The organism is Propionivibrio sp. (genome assembly GCF_016790145.1).
In the GTDB taxonomy this organism is placed as follows: Bacteria; Pseudomonadota; Gammaproteobacteria; order Burkholderiales; family Rhodocyclaceae; genus Propionivibrio.
In genome coordinates this window covers 1-17,143 of the sequence record NZ_JAEUOI010000142.1, presented here as the reverse complement: position 1 = coordinate 17,143, position 17,143 = coordinate 1, and the positions used below count along the sequence as shown (strand labels likewise).

15 protein-coding genes are annotated in these 17,143 nt (G+C 58.1%); 8 read left to right on the top strand and 7 right to left on the bottom strand.

Annotated features, from left to right (window positions below; genetic code table 11):
- Nucleotides 1–170: 170 nt before the first annotated feature.
- The 5 genes from JNM42_RS11950 to JNM42_RS11930 all read left to right on the top strand — a co-directional run bounded on the left by JNM42_RS11950 (nt 171) and on the right by JNM42_RS11930 (nt 4,743).
- Entirely contained in the window at nt 171–1,469 is a 1,299-nt protein-coding gene (locus tag JNM42_RS11950) for a TRAP transporter large permease subunit (RefSeq protein ID WP_294269985.1), read from the top strand.
- Between the two features lie 32 nt (nt 1,470–1,501).
- Entirely contained in the window at nt 1,502–2,332 is an 831-nt protein-coding gene (gene pxpB, locus JNM42_RS11945) for a 5-oxoprolinase subunit PxpB (protein WP_294269982.1), read from the top strand.
- The gene (locus JNM42_RS11940; RefSeq protein WP_294269981.1) at nt 2,332–3,348 is read left to right on the top strand and encodes a biotin-dependent carboxyltransferase family protein; all 1,017 of its coding nucleotides are present in this window, start codon (nt 2,332–2,334) and stop codon (nt 3,346–3,348) included. The genes pxpB and JNM42_RS11940 overlap by 1 nt, the downstream gene beginning before the upstream one ends.
- Before the next feature lie 32 nt (nt 3,349–3,380).
- Nucleotides 3,381–4,160, top strand: a complete 780-nt coding sequence (locus JNM42_RS11935; protein WP_294269980.1) for a 5-oxoprolinase subunit PxpA — start codon at nt 3,381–3,383, stop codon at nt 4,158–4,160.
- 181 nt (nt 4,161–4,341) lie between these two features.
- Nucleotides 4,342–4,743 carry a DUF2914 domain-containing protein gene (locus JNM42_RS11930; RefSeq protein ID WP_294269977.1) on the top strand — a complete coding sequence of 134 codons (402 nt, stop codon included), beginning with the start codon at nt 4,342–4,344 and terminating at the stop codon, nt 4,741–4,743.
- Nucleotides 4,744–4,804: 61 nt separating this feature from the next.
- Here JNM42_RS11930 and JNM42_RS11925 read toward each other — a convergent pair whose 3' ends face one another.
- The 4 genes from JNM42_RS11925 to JNM42_RS11910 all read right to left on the bottom strand — a co-directional run bounded on the left by JNM42_RS11925 (nt 4,805) and on the right by JNM42_RS11910 (nt 8,654).
- Nucleotides 4,805–5,899 carry an acyltransferase gene (locus JNM42_RS11925; RefSeq protein ID WP_294269975.1) on the bottom strand — a complete coding sequence of 365 codons (1,095 nt, stop codon included), beginning with the start codon at nt 5,897–5,899 and terminating at the stop codon, nt 4,805–4,807.
- 476 nt (nt 5,900–6,375) lie between these two features.
- Entirely contained in the window at nt 6,376–6,801 is a 426-nt protein-coding gene (locus tag JNM42_RS11920; RefSeq protein ID WP_294269973.1) for a BLUF domain-containing protein, read from the bottom strand.
- Between the two features lie 4 nt (nt 6,802–6,805).
- Nucleotides 6,806–7,519: a GTP cyclohydrolase I gene (locus JNM42_RS11915; protein ID WP_294269969.1), complete on the bottom strand. Its 714-nt coding sequence runs from the start codon at nt 7,517–7,519 to the stop codon at nt 6,806–6,808.
- A gap of 265 nt (nt 7,520–7,784) precedes the next feature.
- On the bottom strand, nt 7,785–8,654 hold the full coding sequence (locus JNM42_RS11910; protein WP_294269966.1) for a class I SAM-dependent methyltransferase: 870 nt from the start codon (nt 8,652–8,654) through the stop codon (nt 7,785–7,787).
- Between the two features lie 331 nt (nt 8,655–8,985).
- Here JNM42_RS11910 and JNM42_RS11905 point away from each other — a divergent pair, with 331 nt between their 5' ends.
- The 3 genes from JNM42_RS11905 (at nt 8,986) to glgX (ending at nt 15,628) form a co-directional block, all read left to right on the top strand.
- On the top strand, nt 8,986–9,867 hold the full coding sequence (locus JNM42_RS11905; RefSeq protein ID WP_294269962.1) for a pirin family protein: 882 nt from the start codon (nt 8,986–8,988) through the stop codon (nt 9,865–9,867).
- A gap of 238 nt (nt 9,868–10,105) precedes the next feature.
- Nucleotides 10,106–10,804: a polysaccharide deacetylase family protein gene (locus JNM42_RS11900; RefSeq protein ID WP_294269959.1), complete on the top strand. Its 699-nt coding sequence runs from the start codon at nt 10,106–10,108 to the stop codon at nt 10,802–10,804.
- Nucleotides 10,805–11,698: 894 nt separating this feature from the next.
- Nucleotides 11,699–15,628, top strand: a complete 3,930-nt coding sequence (gene glgX / locus JNM42_RS11895) for a glycogen debranching protein GlgX (protein ID WP_294269956.1) — start codon at nt 11,699–11,701, stop codon at nt 15,626–15,628.
- A gap of 147 nt (nt 15,629–15,775) precedes the next feature.
- Here glgX and JNM42_RS11890 read toward each other — a convergent pair whose 3' ends face one another.
- From JNM42_RS11890 to JNM42_RS11880, 3 genes are all read right to left on the bottom strand, one after another.
- The gene (locus JNM42_RS11890; protein WP_294269953.1) at nt 15,776–16,141 is read right to left on the bottom strand and encodes a YkgJ family cysteine cluster protein; all 366 of its coding nucleotides are present in this window, start codon (nt 16,139–16,141) and stop codon (nt 15,776–15,778) included.
- Nucleotides 16,142–16,280: 139 nt separating this feature from the next.
- Nucleotides 16,281–16,577 carry a BrnA antitoxin family protein gene (locus JNM42_RS11885; RefSeq protein WP_294269949.1) on the bottom strand — a complete coding sequence of 99 codons (297 nt, stop codon included), beginning with the start codon at nt 16,575–16,577 and terminating at the stop codon, nt 16,281–16,283.
- A complete protein-coding gene (locus tag JNM42_RS11880; RefSeq protein ID WP_294269946.1) occupies nt 16,561–16,836 on the bottom strand; it encodes a BrnT family toxin in 276 nt (91 codons plus the stop codon). Before JNM42_RS11880 ends, JNM42_RS11885 begins: the two co-directional genes overlap by 17 nt.
- Nucleotides 16,837–17,143: the final 307 nt, after the last annotated feature.

The following is a 17,143-nucleotide window of genomic DNA, read 5'->3' as shown; positions in this document are numbered from 1 at the left end:
TGTGGATTCCGCAACTGGGCATGGCCCTCGGAACAACACTGTTTGCCCTGGCCTTCGCCGCAGATCTTGTCGATCTGATGACCGGGAGAAAAGTCCGGCAGGAGCCCAGGGAAGGCGAACCGGCGCACATTGAATAGTTCTATACGGATTGAATAGCGATTGGACGACACATGGATCTGTACATTACGGCGTTTCTCATCGTCGCCCTGTTTGCCATTCTCGGCAGTGGCGTCTGGATCGGCCTCTCGCTGGCCGGTGTGGCCTGGATCGGTATGGAGCTGTTCACCACCCGTCCGGTTGGCGACAGCATGGCCATCACCATCTGGGGATCGGCCTCGTCGTGGACGCTGACGGCGCTGCCGCTGTTCATCTGGATGGGCGAAATCCTCTTTCGCACCAAGCTTTCCGAAGACATGTTCAAGGGCCTAGCGCCCTGGCTTGAGAAGCTGCCTGGCCGCCTGTTGCATACCAACATCATCGGCTGCACCATCTTCGCCGCCGTTTCCGGTTCGTCAGCCGCGACCTGCGCCACCATCGGCAAGATGACGCTGCCCGAACTCAAGCGGCGCGGCTACCCGGACTCGATTTCCATAGGTACGCTGGCCGGCGCCGGGACACTCGGTCTGCTCATCCCGCCGTCGATCATCATGATCGTTTATGGCGTGACGGCCAATGTTTCGATCGCCAAGCTGTTCATCGCCGGCGTCTTTCCGGGGCTGATTCTGGCCGGGTTGTTCATGGCCTACACCATCGTCTGGGCCGTGCTGCATCCGGATCAGATTCCGCCCGCCGACCAGAACCTCAGCTTCGCGCAGAAGCTCCATGAATCCCGGCACCTGATTCCAGTCGTGTCGCTGATTGCGGCGGTGCTCGGTTCGATCTACACCGGCATTGCGACGGCCACCGAGGCGGCGGCGCTGGGCGTGCTCGGCTCGTTGCTAATTGCCGCCATGCAGGGCGAACTGAGCTGGAAAAACTTCCGCGACAGTCTGATCGGCGGCACGCGTTTGTATTGCATGATTGCACTGATTCTGGCCGGTGCCGCTTTCCTGACGCTATCGATGGGCTACATCGGCCTGCCACGGCATCTGGCCGAGTGGATCATCGGCCTGCAACTTTCTCCGCTGGCGCTGATCGTGGCGCTGATGATTTTCTTCATCATCCTCGGCTGTTTTCTCGATGGCATTTCCATGGTCGTGCTGACCATGGGGGTGTTGTTGCCGACGGTCGAAGGCGCAGGCATCGATCTGTTGTGGTTTGGCATTTTCATCGTGCTGGTCGTCGAGATGGCACAGATTACGCCGCCGGTGGGCTTCAACCTCTTCGTTCTGCAGGGCATGACGAAGAGAGATATCACCTGGCTGGCCAGGCAGGCCTTCCCGCTGTTTTGCCTGATGATTGTGATGGTGCTGTTGATGTATTTCGTTCCGGGAATCGCGACCTGGCTGCCGCAGCAAATGACAGGCTGAAAACAGCTTGAGATCAAGCGTGAGATTCGGGCATGACGGGCATGGAAAGCGGCGCTGCTGATCAGTCTTTACCGGTTCGCCTGCTGGCGCTGGGCGATGCGGCGTGGACCATCGAGTTCGGCACACGCATCGATCCCGCGCTGCACGCCAGGGTTCTCGGCCTGGCCGATGCGCTTGAGCAGGCGCGCCGTGCCGAGCCGGGAGAGGCGGACGGTGAGGGCAGGGAGGGCGGCGCTGGCTGTGAAGACTTCGCCGGCATAGTCGATGTGGTTCCGACGTTCAGGTCGCTCACCGTTCATTTCAACCCGCTGCTCATCGACGGCCAGCGTCTCGGCCAGGCGCTCTTGCGTCTGGCTGCAGACGCCGGAACGGCGAGCAGGAAGGGGCGGCACTGGCGTATCCCGGTCTGCTTCGACGAGGAATTTTCCCCGGACCTGAACGATCTGGCGCAGAGTAAGGGCTTGAGCCGGGAGGCCGTGATTGCGCTGATGAGCGAAACCACGTTTACGGTTTACCTGATCGGTTTCATGCCCGGCTTCCCCTACCTGGGCGGTCTGCCCGCGCTGCTCGAAGCCCCCCGGCTGGCTTCGCCGCGCAAGGCGGTGCCGGCTCGTTCGCTGGCGATTGCCGGGGCGATGTGTGCCGTTTATCCGTGGCAGAGTCCCGGCGGCTGGCGTCTGCTCGGGAAAACGCCGGTGCCGATGTTCTCGGCAGGCAATGCGCAATCGCCCTCCTTGCTGGCCTCGGGTGATCGAGTGTGCTGGCAGGCGGTTGATCGCCCGCTCTATCTGGAGATCGAAGCGGCGGCTCAAGCCGGCGCGTTTGCACTCGACAGCCTTCTGCTGGTGCCGGGAGAAACCTGATGCCGGGCGTGATCGAGGTCATCGATGGCGGCATCGGCAACTGTATTCAGGATGCCGGCCGCTTTGGTTTTCGCCACATGGGGGTTGCCGTTTCCGGCAGTCTGGATGCGCTGCTTGCCCGCTGCGCCAACGCCCTGGTCGGTAACGGCCCCGACTGTGCCTGTATCGAAATTCGCGCCCTGGGCCCGACACTTGGAGTCAGGCATGGGCTCGTTCGCGTGGCGCTTGCCGGCGATGCTGGCGCACTGCTTCGGCGCGGCGATGGCGCGGCGCTTGACGTACCGGCTTGGAGCAGCATCACGCTCGCTACGCAGGATGTGCTGGAGATCGGTTCGTTGGCGGGCGGAACGGCCTGTCTGGCGGTATCCGGCGGCATCGATTCGCCGCTGCAACTGGGCAGCCGTTCAACTTATCAGCGGGCAATGATCGGCGGCATCGATGGGCTCCCCCTGGTTACGGGCAATCTGTTGCCCTGTTCAGTTCATGCACGCCGGGATTATCGGGAATATCGGGCCGAACCATGGCGTCACGCCGATGGCCCGATCCGCGTCATTCCCGGACCGCAGGCGGAGCATTTTCAGGCCGAATCGCTTGAGCTATTCCTCAACTCGGCGTATCGGGTCACGCCGCAGATCGATCGCATGGGTGTGCGTCTGCAAGGGCCGCAACTTGCACATGTGACGCCGGAGGCCGCCGATATTGTTTCGGATGGCGTGACGCCGGGAACAATTCAGGTGCCGGGCGACGGGCAGCCAATCATCCTGCTGGCCGACTGTCAGACGGTCGGCGGCTATCCGAAAATTGCCACCGTCATCGCCGCCGATGTGCCCCGTCTGGCGCACTTGCAGCCGGGGCAGAGCATCCGCTTCTGTGCGGTCAATGCCCAGCAGGCCAGGCAGGCGCTGCTTGAACGCGAGGCCCGGTGGGCAGCGTGGGCGAGCGGCATCACCTTTGCCCTGCCGAATGCGGATGCGCTGTATAACGATCCGAACAGCGGCTGGGTTTGTGCCGACTGAGCGTTTATAGCTTTATTGAGGAGTGCGAAACCATGAGTCATCTGCTTAACCTGAATGCCGACCTGGGCGAGAGTTTTGGCCCATGGACCATGGGCAGCGACGAAGCCATGCTGCACCTTGTCAATTCGGCCAATGTCGCCTGCGGATATCATGCCGGCGATCCGCTGGTGATGTTTGACACGATTACCCTGGCCAGAACCTTCGGGGTAAGCATCGGCGCGCATCCGGCCTATCCCGATTTGCAGGGATTCGGGCGGCGACGCATGGATATTCCGCTGCCCGAACTGGAAGCCATGCTGATCTGCCAGATCGGCGCCCTCGATGCGTGCGCCCGTGCCCAGGGCGCCCGCGTTACACACGTCAAGCCGCACGGCGCTCTCAACAACCTGGCCTGCGTCGATCGAAAGGTCGCCGATGCGATTGCCCGGGCCATGCATCGGCTCGATCCGACGCTGGTCCTGCTGGCGCCGGCCGCATCGCAGTTGATTGCTGCCGGCAGAGCAACCGGCTTGCCGCTTGTCGAGGAAGTCTTTGCCGATCGCGCCTACCTGGATGACGGCAATCTGGTGCCGCGCAGTCAGCCGGGGGCGATGATCCATGGCGCCGAAGCTAGTCTCAGGCATGTCATGCGCATGGTCGAGGAACGTGCGCTCATTTCGATCAACGGGAAACGCATCCCGGTCAATCCGCAGAGCATCTGCGTGCATGGCGACAACGCCGATGCCGTGGCGACGGCCCAGGCGATCAGGGATGGCCTGCTCAAGGCCGGTTACAGACTCGCCACCATTCCGGAACTGGTGCTTCCTGACTGAAGGTCATCACGGTGTACCCATTGGCATGCGGGAGATTGCCCTCGGGCATTGACTGCGGTGCACAGGCCACGGATACTCTGCTCCGTGTGTTTGAAATGCCTGCCCATGCTGCCGTCGATCCCTGGCGGCCAATGGCAGGTTCTGCCGGTCAAACCGGCCAATCAAGATGGGGAGAGTTCCAGTGAAGATTCGTAATTTTGCCATGGCGCTGTTGATCGTCGCCACGATATCCGGGCCGGCCGCGTTTGCGCAGGGTGGGGGTTCGGTGGTCAACGCCACGTTCACCACCAACGTTGTGAACGGTGCGCCGACCGATTTCCCCGAGCAGTTCACCACGTCGACACCGGCCGTTTACTACTACGGCGAACTGCTCGACCTCACAGGCCAGACCGTGACACTGCGCTGGAGCCTCGAGGGCAAGCGCATGCAGGACGTCCCTGTCGTCGTGACCAGCGCGCGGCAGCCCGCCTGGACGATGATGAAAATGCAGCCGCAGTGGACCGGCAATTGGACCGTTGAGGTTTTGGACGGCAAGGGCCAGGTGATCGGCCAGAGGAATTTCGCCTACAATCCGCCCATGTAATGGCGTGCTGCCGCATTGCCCTTTTTTAACACTCGTGTTATCTGAACGGTGCTGAACGGGTTCATCGCGCAGCGTCCGTATTGAGTTCCCTATCAGTAGCGTTCTTCCCGGATAAGGTGGTTGCGGCAAGGTAATGGCTGCTGCGCAACAGAAACCGCTTTTCAACAAGGTGCCACATGGCAATGGCACATATTGTTGTGATCAGCATAACGGCGAGCAAAAAGTACCAGGGGCTTTCCCTGAACCACTCCGCGTGTAGAACGAGCTGGATGACAGGGAAATGCAGGATGTAGAAGCCGTAAGAAAAATCACCGTACTTCCCGAAGTTCCCCACGTACAGGAAAAGCCCGAAAAAGACGACCACCGTAGCCAGCGCAAAAGGCTCAAGGAGTGGCAGGGGATAAGACATATTGGCAGCAAGGATCAAAGCGGCGGCTAGCAGAAAGTATTCGATGCGGCGCTCAAACAGGGGCAGAAAGTAATACAAGGCGGCGCCAGCCATGAAGTAGGAAAGCTGCCCTGGTAATTGGCGGCCAAGTTCAACATATGCCCCGGAACCTGTGCGTGCTGCTACTGCCGCAAACAGCACTGCATAGGCGACAGATGAGCAGTAAACGAGGATGAGTATCGGAAGACGAGAAAATCTCCGCATCAGTAACACAAAGAGAGGAACAGCCAGGTAGAACATCGCCTCAATTTTGAGTGTCCATAGCGCACCGTTAACTGCGGCGATTTTATTTGTTTCGAATACGCCGGGAAGTGTTGGCTGCAGGAAATTCAGGAAGGCGAGGTTTGCAACTAGGTATTTGATCCAGGCCAACGAGAAATAGTCTCCGATACTCTTTGAGCTGACGGCGACCAGGAATATTGCGCAGAGCATTACTACCGTGAAATAAGCTGGGTAGATTCGACGGATGCGCTTGCGCGCATATGAGCCAAGGGATGATGAGCGTTCAAAGCTCATGAAAATCAGGAAGCCGCTGACGACAAAAAATGCTTTCACCGCCACGGCCGATGACAGAATGCTGACAATCCACCCGAGCTGTTGATATCCGGAAAGCTCGTAAGAATGAACCAGACCAACGGTTCCTGCGAATAACAGTCTGAGCAGGTCGAAATTGTTCCTTGTCAATCGAGGGTTATTATTCTGCAACAAGTCGTGCCCCTGACGAGGGTGTCGGAAAAGTAATTCAAGATGAGCATCGTGCCGTGAAGCAAATCGAATATCAAGGGCCTTGATTGAAGAATCTTCAAGGGGGCATCGTGGTGAGCCACAAAACGATGGCATGTAATTCGGCCATGGGCGCAATGGCACTGCCCGAAACCAATAACATCGGCAGACTATTCGCTACCTTTCACCAGGGCAAGTCACACCGGCGAAAGCAAGTCAGGGAAATGCGCATCCCAGTTTCCGGATTGGGGCTCCGATGCGGGTTGCCTGTTTTTTCCCCTGAAGGTGAAACGAGCTATGGCTCAAATTCTCTTGAGGTGCCGGGGAAACGTTCCTCCTTATGCTCTGTTACAAGATCTTGTTGTGAAATGGAAACATAGGATGTCGAAGGCCTAAGCTCTTGTCATTGAAACTGATGCGCTTTTGGCTAGGCCTTTCCTCATGCTTGCTTGCGCTTTCCATTAATGCCCAACCACCGATGCCGTCGCCATCAGTTCGTCGAACAAGGCCATTGAGGCTTGCCCGGAACAGTTAAACGGATTGAGTACTGGGAGCTTGGCGTACTTGAGCAGCAATGAGGGATTGACCGTCGCCACGTTCACATGGCCCATGGTCCAGCTACCAAAGCGGCGCTCGGCGATTTCCTCGAAACAGAGGATGCGCACGTTGACGTGACGGTCATCGCGCACGATGGTGTTATACAACTCGCACACCTCGTCCCGTCCGCCTTCGAGCACCTGCAGGAACAGATCTTCGCTGTAGCACAGCATGCCGGTGATGCCGAGCCCGGGATTGTGCGCGCGCGACTGAGCGAGGATGGAACCCACTACACTGGAGGTCAGGGGGGCCGTCGCGCGACTGGCATAGAGTAATCGTACAAGCATCATAACCTCAGTTCTTCAGGTTGATTAAGGAAAGGAATTCGCGGCGTAGCGCTGCGTCCTTGAGGAAGGAGCCGCGCATTACGCTATTGATCATTTTGGTTTCAGAATCTTTCACACCGCGCCAGTGCATGCAGAAGTGGTCTGCTTCCATTACCACAGCAAGCCCGTCAGGGCTGACCCTGCGTATCAGCAGCTCGGCCATTTGCGTGATCGCCTCTTCCTGAATCTGCGGTCGGCTCATGACCCATTCGGCCAGGCGTGCATACTTTGAAAGCCCGATCAGGTTGGAATGCTCGTTCGGCATCAGGCCGATCCACAGCCGCCCCATGATCGGACAGAAGTGGTGGCTACAGGCACTGCGAACCGTAATCGGTCCAACAATCATCAACTCGTTGAGCCTTTCGATGTTCGGAAACTCGGTCAGCGCCGGCGCTGGCATGTAGCGGCCACGAAAGACTTCGGTCAGGTACATCCTGGCCACACGGCGAGCCGTGTCTTGCGTGTTGTGATCGCTCTCGGAATCGATCACCAGGCTCTCAAGCACGCCTTTCATCTTGTCCGTGACCTCGTCAATCAAGGCTTCCAGATCGCCAGGCTCAAGAAAAGCCGCAATGTTGTCGTTGGCGTGAAAGCGCTGCCCGGACTGCATAATCCGCTCACGGATGCGGGTCGAAGTCGGTTGCAGCGTGGCTTTTTCAGGCTCGGGCGAAGGCTTGCTCATGAAGTACCATTTAGTTGGTATTGATCTGCTGGATTGAAAACAACTGACATCAGACAACAAACACCACGATTGTGTTCAATCCTTGCGGAAAGCACTTTCTGCGGTATCCCCTGTTGTTTCCCAATCGGCACGACGGGTTGAACGGGGCGGCGAGCGCCACGAGGCTCTTGATCTTGGCGGTGTATGTTGTCGAGTCGAGTAGTGGGTTGCCCGACGATCTAGAACAGGTAAAAAAACATCTCGGGTGCGCCAACCGCTCGCTGGATCATTCCACCCGAAAGACACCTCTGACAAGCCGGATCTGGCCCTCCTGAAGACTGCGCCGTGCGTTTCCGGCCTTTTGCGCGAGATTGTCGACGTACACCCCCAAGGTCAGTGGACTCGGTCCCATGTCTGCGGGAGTCATGCTCAAATGCGCGTCGCTGGTATCCTCGAAGAGTTCAGCGATGAATCCATTACTGCCGAGCAGCAAGCGAATCTCTTCGGAAGAAATTAGGAAGCTGTCGGCAGGGTCGGTGGCCCACGGAAGCGGAAAATAGGACGTAAGCGTTTCCCCTGCGGCCATCTCCTGGAAAGCGTAAAGGCCACCCGGCTTCAGTACCCGGTAAATCTCACCGTAGAGCGTCTGCTTGTCCGCGATGTTCATGCCGACATTTTGCATCCACACGACATCAAACGAATCGTCGGGAAAGGGCAGGTCGAGGGCGCTGCACTTGTGTATTTTGATGCGCTCGTCCAGGCCCGTCAGCCGGTTCAGCAGTACCGCACCGGCGCAGAAATCGGGCGACATTTCGATACAGTCTACATGGCAGCCAAGCACCGAAGCGAGCAGCCGGGCCGGACCGGCCAGCCCTGCTCCAATATCGAGAACGCGAGCATCGGGCGGGATTTTCGCCAACTCCAGCAACTCGCGTGAAGCGCGGAGTCCGCCTGTGTGGAAATGGTCAAGCGCCCCCAGTGCCTCTGGCGACAGGTGTTGCTCGGGAATCAATCCGGCCGCGCGAACTGCCGCCAGGATTCGCGCCTCGATGTCACAGGCCGAATAGTGCTTTTCCAGACTTTCCATAAACATGCTCTCCTCAAGATTCAGCGTGTTCTGAACGTGCCGATTGTCTGCCTTGTCGGGAAAAAGCATCGGACTTGCCAAAATTTATCGAAAGTTTTTCCTAAGCCCGGATTGTGACAGCGAGTGTTTCCTGTAGTTCGCTGCGCCTTGCCCGGAAACTTGGTTACGGAAAGGCTGTCTGAACATCCGGAATATAATGATGTAGTAACTGGTTGGAATGAGACAACTTGGCCCTCCGTTTCCACACCGGAATAATCATTTCCAGTTGCCGCTTTCTGGAGCAGTGACCGAGAGCAAGCGAAACCGAAGCTACCGAATTCTAAAGGTCAGCTATGCGAGATCCTGCTGCCCTTGTGCTCCATTTCGAGTTGCAGGTCTGAAGTCCCCGAGGAGAGAGTCCATGAGCCCCATCGTCCGCATCGAAGCGCGCATCGTAGACCTCGGGGAGGGCATGCTTGTTCGCCGCTTCCTGCCCAGTCGCCAACAGCGCATGGTCGGTGCCTGGTGCTTCCTCGACCATGCCGGCCCGGTCGACTTCGCGCCGGGCCACGGCATGCACGTCGGTGCCCACCCGCACATCGGGCTGCAAACCTTCACCTGGCTGATCGAGGGTAAAGTTCTTCATCGCGACAGCCTGGGTAACGAACAGATCATCCGTCCCGGTCAGGTCAATCTGATGACGGCCGGCCGGGGCATCGTTCATACCGAGGATTCGCTGGCCGATGGACAACGCCTGCACGCGGCGCAACTTTGGATCGCGCTGCCGCCTGAAGAACAGGATTGCGCCCCGGATTTCGCACATTATCCGGATCTGCCGCAATGGCGGGCAGGTGGCGCCCGCCTCACCCTGCTGGCCGGCACCTACGGCGAACATACGGCCCCGACCCGCCTGTATTCGCCGCTATTCGGACTGGACATGAGTTGTGACGCGGCGACTGCGATCGATCTGCAACTTGACCCCGAATTCGAATACGGACTGCTTCCGCTTGAAGGGGAGGTGGTCATCGGCGAAGAGGGTTTCCGGGCCGACGAATTCGCCTACCTCGGGCGCGGCCACGATAGCTTAGGACTGAGGCTGGCCTTTGGATCAAGGGTGTTGCTGCTCGGCGGGCGACCCTTCGATCAGCCGGTTCTGATGTGGTGGAATTTCGTCGGCTTCACCAAGGCCGCCATCGCCGACGCACAAGGTCAGTGGGAAAGTGGTGATCACCGCTTTGGCCCGGTCGGCGACGGCAGCGCGCGGCGCCTGGTACCACCGCCCTTGCCCTGGCACGATTACTAAATACCAAAATACATAGCAGAATGAGTCAGCAACGTATTATTTTTCACAAGAAAACAAAGCGATGCCGAGCACTTTAATCGTGTCCATAATGGTGCCACGATGGCGGCCCCCGCTTCGATGGGACGAAGCATTGCTTTTTTTCAGTTTCTTGTCATGAAAATTACATATCCGATGTCGAATGATTAAGGTCGCGCCAATGGAGCCTGGAACCCATTCATTGAGGGTGAATAATCGACCCATGGTGGTGGTGCAGTGTTGGGATGACGGGGTCGTGACGGATGTACGGCTGGTTGATGTCCTTCGCCGGCATGGCGCCAAAGCCACCTTTAACCTCAACGCAGGCCTGCATGATCGACATCGAAAGTTCGGATGGATTTACGCAGGTATTGAAGTGAGCAGGCTGGGCTGGTCTGAGATGAATGAAGTCTATCAAGGCTTCACGATCGCCAACCACAGCCTGACGCACCCGCGCCTCGAGCAAATGGAGAGGGCGGCGGCAAGGCGCGAGATAGCTGAGGGTCGAGATAGCCTGCAGCAGTTTTTCGGGCAAGCGGTGTCAGGATTTGCCTATCCGTTCGGATCCTACAACGAAGACATCATGCAGTTGGTACGCGAGTCCGGTCACGTTTACGCGAGGACCACTGCCAGCGTCAGTCACCCGTACCCCCCGGACCACGCCATGCTGTTTCATCCCTGCTGCCATTTTCTCGCACCTGACCTTTGGTCGCGCTATGAGATGGCGAAGCAGAGTGGGGTTTTCTACTTCTGGGGACACTCCTACGAGATGATTACTGACTTGATGTGGAGTACGTTTGAGGAAATCATAGAAAGAATCAGCGCCGATCCCGGTTCGTGTTGGGGAGGGGTGGCGGATCTGTTTGATCAAGAAATGCGCACTTTGGATGTGCCAACCAAGCTGCACGCTGGGGGTGTTTAACAACTCACCGTATTGTATTGAGCTGAAACCGGTCATTTCTGCAACAAGTGGGAAGACGGCTCATTCTTACCCGAATTTCTGCGCGATTAGAACAACTTTTCGCTTGAAATCCGTGCAATGGGTTAAGCAGGCATTTCGTCGCAAGGCGAAAGCTCGCAAAAACTGCACTCGTACCCCACTTGTTTTAGTCACGACATAACCTGAAGGCTAGCCTTCAATGAAACAGCGATTCGCTTCGACCCATCAAGTCCGACAGGCTGCTAGAAACAAAATGATGCTGTAGTCCACAATGGCAGAGGGGTCGTCTTCGTGTCAATTTCCAACAACGCGCTGGTACAATCTCGTTCACAGACTCAAGTTGAAGCGCCCCTGCTGCGTCACTTCGACGTAGCCTCATGTCAGCAAGTAGCATGCTATTGGGTTTTCTCGTAATGCTCTCAATCAGATTGCTTGACAGAGCCACTCCGCGCGTAGGAGTCGACAGACCGAAAAAAACGCCTCTGATCAGTGCAGTGGCGCCTGGGCGCTCGGGTTGTCACTGGTCGTGGGCAATGCCGATGGTGATGGAAAGAGTGTCGAATATGTACGCCGCACTTGCGTTGGCGTTGCTCAGTATGCCGTTCAAGGGCCTGCTTGCAAGCTACTGGACAGATGGGTCGTGCATGGTTTGCCGACGCTGGCGAGGGCCGTTTTGACAAGAAGAACAGGATGCAATAACCGTTCAGGGGAGCTTGAATGCAATCACAACTATTGCCGGAACTGACAAGCGTTTCACTCGAAGGCACTGAGGCAGCAGGAAGGTCGAGTGGATGTGAATCGGTGGAACGTCCAGAATTGCCTGCACGGCCGTGTCTGTTTGGTTCCGGCTTCACCGGATCATTGAGATAACAACCCATGTCAGGAACGGTAACGGTCGTCTGGCCTGGCAAACCCTATCCCCTGGGCGCCACCTGGGACGGCGAAGGGGTCAACTTTGCCTTGTTCTCCGAGCATGCAGACAAGGTCGAGCTGTGCCTGTTCGACGCCAGCGGGCGGCAGGAACTACAGCGCATCGTGCTCGGCGAACAAACCGATCAGATCTGGCATGCCTATCTGCCCGAAGTGCGCCCGGGCCAATTGTACGGCTACCGGGTCCATGGCCCTTACCGGCCGGCAGAGGGGCATCGCTACAATCCGCACAAGCTGTTGCTGGATCCCTACACCAAAGCCCTTGTTGGTGCCGTCGAATGGAGCGATGCCCAGTTCGGCTACCGCATCGGCAGCCCGGATGAGGATTTGAGCTTCAGCCGCCGTGACAGCGCACCCGGGATGTTCAAGTGTCAGGTGGTCGACCCGGGTTTTGACTGGGAAGGAGACCGTCGCCCCAACATTCCCTGGCATCAAACGATCATCTATGAACTGCACGTCAAGGGCTTTACCCAATTGCATCCGGATGTTCCGCCCGAATTGCGCGGCACCTATGCCGGTCTGAGTACAGCGCCGGTGATCGAGCACCTCAAGCGCCTGGGCGTGACTGCAGTGGAATTTCTGCCGGTACAGGCCTTGATCGACGACCGCCAACTTCTTGAAGCGGGGCTCAAAAACTACTGGGGCTACAATTCCATTGGCTACTTTGCCCCCGATCCACGCTATTCCGCCAGCGGCCATTTGAACGAATTCAAGCATCTGGTAAAGACCCTGCACGCCGCTGGCATCGAGGTCATCCTGGATGTGGTCTATAACCACACCGCAGAGGGCAACCATCTGGGGCCGACGCTGTGCTTCCGCGGCATCGACAATGCCGCCTATTATCGCCTGGTGGCGGGCAATTCACGTTACTACATGGATTACACCGGCTGTGGCAATACCCTGAACATGATGCATCCCCGGGTATTGCAATTGATCATGGACAGCCTGCGCTACTGGGTGATCGAGATGCACGTCGATGGTTTTCGCTTCGATCTGGCATCCGCCCTGGCGAGGGAACTGCACGAAGTGGATCAACTTGGCGCCTTCATGGACATCATTCACCAGGATCCGGTACTGTCGCAGGTCAAGCTGATTGCCGAGCCCTGGGACCTGGGGGAGGGCGGCTATCAGGTGGGCAACTTTCCGGTCGGCTGGACTGAGTGGAATGGCAAGTACCGCGACGTCGTACGCGATTACTGGCGAGGCGAAGGGGGGCTGATCGGCCAACTGGCCTACCGTCTGACCGGCTCCAGCGATCTCTATCAGCACAGTGGGCGCCGACCCTATGCCAGCATCAACTTCATTACCGCCCACGATGGCTTCACACTGTACGATCTGGTCAGCCATAACGAAAAGCACAATGCGGCCAATGGGGAAGACAACCGCGACGGCGACTCGCACAACCGCAGTTGGAACTGCGGCGCGGAAGGCGATACGGAAGACGCGGAAGTGCTGTGGCTGCGGCAGCGGCAGCGGCGCAATCTGCTGGCGACTCTACTGCTCTCGCAAGGCGTGCCGATGCTGTTGGCGGGCGATGAAATGGGACGCACCCAGCGGGGCAACAACAACGCCTATTGCCAGGATAATGAAATAAGCTGGGTCAACTGGGAGCTGGCCTCTCTGGCCGACAACCAGGAACTATTCAACTTCACCAGCCGCCTGATCGATCTGCGCAACAAGCATCCGGCGTTACGCCGGCGGCATTTCTTTCAGGGGCAGCGTATCCGCGGCGCAGGCGTCAGGGACATCATCTGGCTGCATCCGGCAGGCAGCGAGATTAGCAACGAGGACTGGGATCATCATTTTGCCCGCTGCTTCGGCATGTACCTGGTGGGCGAAGCCCTTGAAGAGCAGGACGAACGTGGCCAGTGGGCGAAGGACGATGATTTTCTCCTGTTGCTGAATGGCCATCACGAGGCTCTCAGCTTCACCTTGCCATGGAAGGGCGACTGCGAACTCATACTCGATACCACGTTTCCCCAGTGCGCCGAGACACGGCATCTCAGCGACCCGTCTTATGAGTTGGCGGGTCGTTCGCTGGCGCTGCTGGCGCAGCGGCGGCAGGCTGGCCGGGTGGCGGTGCCACTGCTGCGCCGGCGTTATTTCATGCCCTTCGGCGCCCAGGTGCTGGAAGGCGGCAGGATTCGATTTCGTCTTTGGGCACCGGTAGCCAACCGGGTCGAGGTATTGCTGCAAGAACCGCGGGGCGGCACCATCCTCCTGCCAATGGAATCAAGGGAAGCGGGCTGGTATGAATTGACCAGTGACCAGGCCACGGTAGGCGATCTCTACCGTTACCGGATTGATGGCGTTTGCGAAGTTCCCGATCCGGCTTCGCGTTACAATCCGCAAGGTGTACACGGTCCCAGCCAGGTGATCGAGCCGGGTCAGTTCGTCTGGAATGACCGCAACTGGCGGGGCCGGCCCTGGGAAGAAGCGATTATCTATCAGTTGCATGTCGGAGCTTTTACTCCGCAGGGCACCTTTGCGGCGGCCAAGGAACGCCTGGATTACCTGGTGGAACTGGGCGTCACCGCGATTCAACTGCTGCCGGTCGGCGCTTTTGCCGGGGCGCACAACTGGGGTTACGAGGGGGTGCTGCCATTTTCCCCCGCCGCCAGCTATGGCCAACCTGACGATCTGAAAGACCTGATTCAGAGCGCTCACCACAAGGGGCTGATGGTCTTGCTCGATCTCGCCTGTCACTACTTTGGTCCCGAGGGCAATTACCTTTCGGTTTACGCCAGCGCCTTCTTCAAGGACGGTGCGATCGGTACGGCCGGCAGCAGCATCGATGCAGCTCACCCTGTCGTCCGCGACTTCGTGATACACAATGCGCTGTACTGGCTGGAGGAGTACCACCTTGACGGCTTGCGCCTGGATTCGGCGCTGCTGCAGGAGCACGCGGGGCAGGCTGAATTACTGGAAGCGCTGGCCCGCGCCGTTCGCGAGGGTCCCGGCAAGGAGCGTCATTGCCATCTGATGCTGGGCCATGATCGCCGCGCCGCGCGCTTTGTCCATTGGCATGATCACAGCAATCCGCGCCACTATGAAGCCGTCTGGAATGACGCCGCTCAGCAGGCGATGCAGGAGGTGTTGACCGGTGAAGCGGCAGGCGTGGCCGTTAGCGAGCGGCCGCTCGAGCAACTGGGCTCCTCTCTGAGCAGCGGGTTTGCCGCAGGTGGATCGGATTCGCTGTTGCCCACTGCTTTCGTGAACTTCCTCCAGGATCATGCCCAGATCGGCAGTCGTGCCCTTGGCGAGCGCCTACATCAGTTGGCACTGCCTCGACCGCTGGGAGCCATGGTGGCCACCACCCTGCTGGCGCCGATGCCACCGGCGCTGTTCATGGGTGAGGAGTTCGCCGCCGCCCAGCCCTTCCTGTATTTTTGCGACTTCAACCCGGACCTGGTCAAGGACATTGCCCTCAACCGACGCAACTCCTTTGCCCATCTCAAGGAGTTTCGCACGATCAAGACTCGGGCCCCTATACCAGACCCTGCGGATCCGGAAACCTATCGCCGCTGCAAGCTGGACTGGAATAGCGTGAACCAGTCACCGCATGCGGACTGGCTTGATTTCTATCGCCGCCTGCTGGCCGTTCGCCACCGGGAAATCCATCCGCGGCTGGCCGGGATGCATGAAGAAGCCGTTCGCTATACTCTGCCCGGAGAGCGAGGCTTGTCGATTCAATGGACCCTGGGCGACCAGTCAGTGCTGACTCTATTGGCAAATTACAGCGAGATTCCCTTGGAAGGGCTGCAACGGCCGGAAGGCGCTGTCCTCTGGGCCGAGCCAAGCGAAGCCGACCATGCGCTTAATAATGGCCGGCTGCCACCATGGTCGGTGGTCTGGTTGCTGCTGACTGTTACTTGATGTTCCCCGGAGCAGCCGAATGAGCACGCCGGCATGTAGCTGACTCAATGCCAACGCTACGCTTCCTCATGGCTCAAATGCTGTTCCGAAGAATTCAGCGCCGTTCCTGCAATGATGAGGGATAGAATGCATCAAGACAAAACCGGATCAGGCGAGAGGAAATCCCTCGTAGGATCCTGGAAGAGGAGGCAAGCCATGCAGCCGGCGGGCATCGCCGCATGCTGCATCGCCAGTACCGGCCCCCGCTTCGGGAGCAAATGCACGACAGGGGCTCGGACGCCGATCATAGATTGCACAACTGACATCGACGCCAAGGGTTCCCTGAAGCGCAATGCAGCGTGTCGGATCATCCTCGGTGCAACGCATGCGCACGCCACAGTCACTGATCGACTCGGTGAGCGCCGTTGGAACCCAACCCCCCGGCGCACAATCGAGCTCATGACGAAGAAATAAAACACGATAGGTGACGCAACAGGCGCCACAAGCAATACAGGTAACACGCTCACTACTCATGCCGCACCTCCGATCTTAAGCCTGCAGCATCGAAAGTTTGATGCTGACAAGACTGCTGAAGATAGTTTTCCTTCCGTGCATTGTGCCACCAAGTCGATTGTCCCTACCTGTTCAACAACGCCGTGCGCTGTTACTCCTCCTACCGGTCTGTGCGCATTTCCTGCCGAATGGCTTGTCGCACGACTTCAGCCAGCGTCATGCCCTGGGCGGCATCGCGTAGTGCCTGGTTAATGATCGTCTGATAGTTGCCACCCGTCATTTCGGCGCGTGCCTTGAAGACAGCCAGAACGTCGTTATCCAGTCGCATGGTGATTCGTGATTTGCCGCCGTGCTCAGCCTGCAGGCGGGCAAGCGCTGGCACGCCGAAAACCGGCTTGGCGTCGACGAAATCCATGCTGGCGAAACGATCAAACAGTGGATCAGAATTGTTTTTCATAGCATCTCCGTTGCGGTTGGTTAGCCTTCCAGGCTGAAATGATGCGGATACGCTCACCACGCAGCGTCCACACCGCCACAAGAATTCGTCCTTTGCTCCCCGTGCCCAGTGATACAAACCGTTGTTCACCTTCTGCGTCCGTATCTTCCCGCGTTAAAGCGTAGGGGTCGAGCAGTACGTGTTTCGCTTCCTCAAAAGTAATACCTTCATGGTTTATCGGGTTGGATGCGGCTTTCTCAGAATCGAATTCGATTTCCATGTCCTTAATTATATGTACATATGTGCGCACAAACAAGTGCTGCTCTGCCAACAAGCAAAGCGCCAATCAAAGGGCCGGATACATTCGGGACTTTGAAATGAAACCTGACTGCGGCGGCTTTGTTCTACCGCAAGCACCGGTAAGCGCACCGAGGTATGGATAAGGCTGGCTGAAGGTCAGCGCTAATCAGGATTATTTTTCAACTTTTGGGACTCGGCGTGAAATAGTCCGTAAGGGCTATTGACTGTTCGGGGGGGGGGGTGGATTTATTCGCTGTAAGTAAGGAGGGGAAATAGGAAACGAATGA

Excerpts from the sequence above, each read along its gene's own strand:
- JNM42_RS11890 (WP_294269953.1), bottom strand. The coding sequence starts at position 16,141 with ATGAGTAGTGAGCGTGTTACCTGTATTGCTTGTGGCGCCTGTTGCGTC.
- JNM42_RS11950 (WP_294269985.1), top strand. The coding sequence starts at position 171 with ATGGATCTGTACATTACGGCGTTTCTCATCGTCGCCCTGTTTGCCATT.
- JNM42_RS11905 (WP_294269962.1), top strand. The coding sequence starts at position 8,986 with ATGAGCCCCATCGTCCGCATCGAAGCGCGCATCGTAGACCTCGGGGAG.
- glgX (WP_294269956.1), top strand. The coding sequence starts at position 11,699 with ATGTCAGGAACGGTAACGGTCGTCTGGCCTGGCAAACCCTATCCCCTG.
- JNM42_RS11915 (WP_294269969.1), bottom strand. The coding sequence starts at position 7,519 with ATGAGCAAGCCTTCGCCCGAGCCTGAAAAAGCCACGCTGCAACCGACT.
- JNM42_RS11900 (WP_294269959.1), top strand. The coding sequence starts at position 10,106 with ATGGTGGTGGTGCAGTGTTGGGATGACGGGGTCGTGACGGATGTACGG.
- JNM42_RS11885 (WP_294269949.1), bottom strand. The coding sequence starts at position 16,577 with ATGAAAAACAATTCTGATCCACTGTTTGATCGTTTCGCCAGCATGGAT.
- pxpB (WP_294269982.1), top strand. The coding sequence starts at position 1,502 with ATGACGGGCATGGAAAGCGGCGCTGCTGATCAGTCTTTACCGGTTCGC.
- JNM42_RS11920 (WP_294269973.1), bottom strand. The coding sequence starts at position 6,801 with ATGATGCTTGTACGATTACTCTATGCCAGTCGCGCGACGGCCCCCCTG.
- JNM42_RS11910 (WP_294269966.1), bottom strand. The coding sequence starts at position 8,654 with ATGCTTTTTCCCGACAAGGCAGACAATCGGCACGTTCAGAACACGCTG.
- JNM42_RS11935 (WP_294269980.1), top strand. The coding sequence starts at position 3,381 with ATGAGTCATCTGCTTAACCTGAATGCCGACCTGGGCGAGAGTTTTGGC.
- JNM42_RS11940 (WP_294269981.1), top strand. The coding sequence starts at position 2,332 with ATGCCGGGCGTGATCGAGGTCATCGATGGCGGCATCGGCAACTGTATT.
- JNM42_RS11880 (WP_294269946.1), bottom strand. The coding sequence starts at position 16,836 with ATGGAAATCGAATTCGATTCTGAGAAAGCCGCATCCAACCCGATAAAC.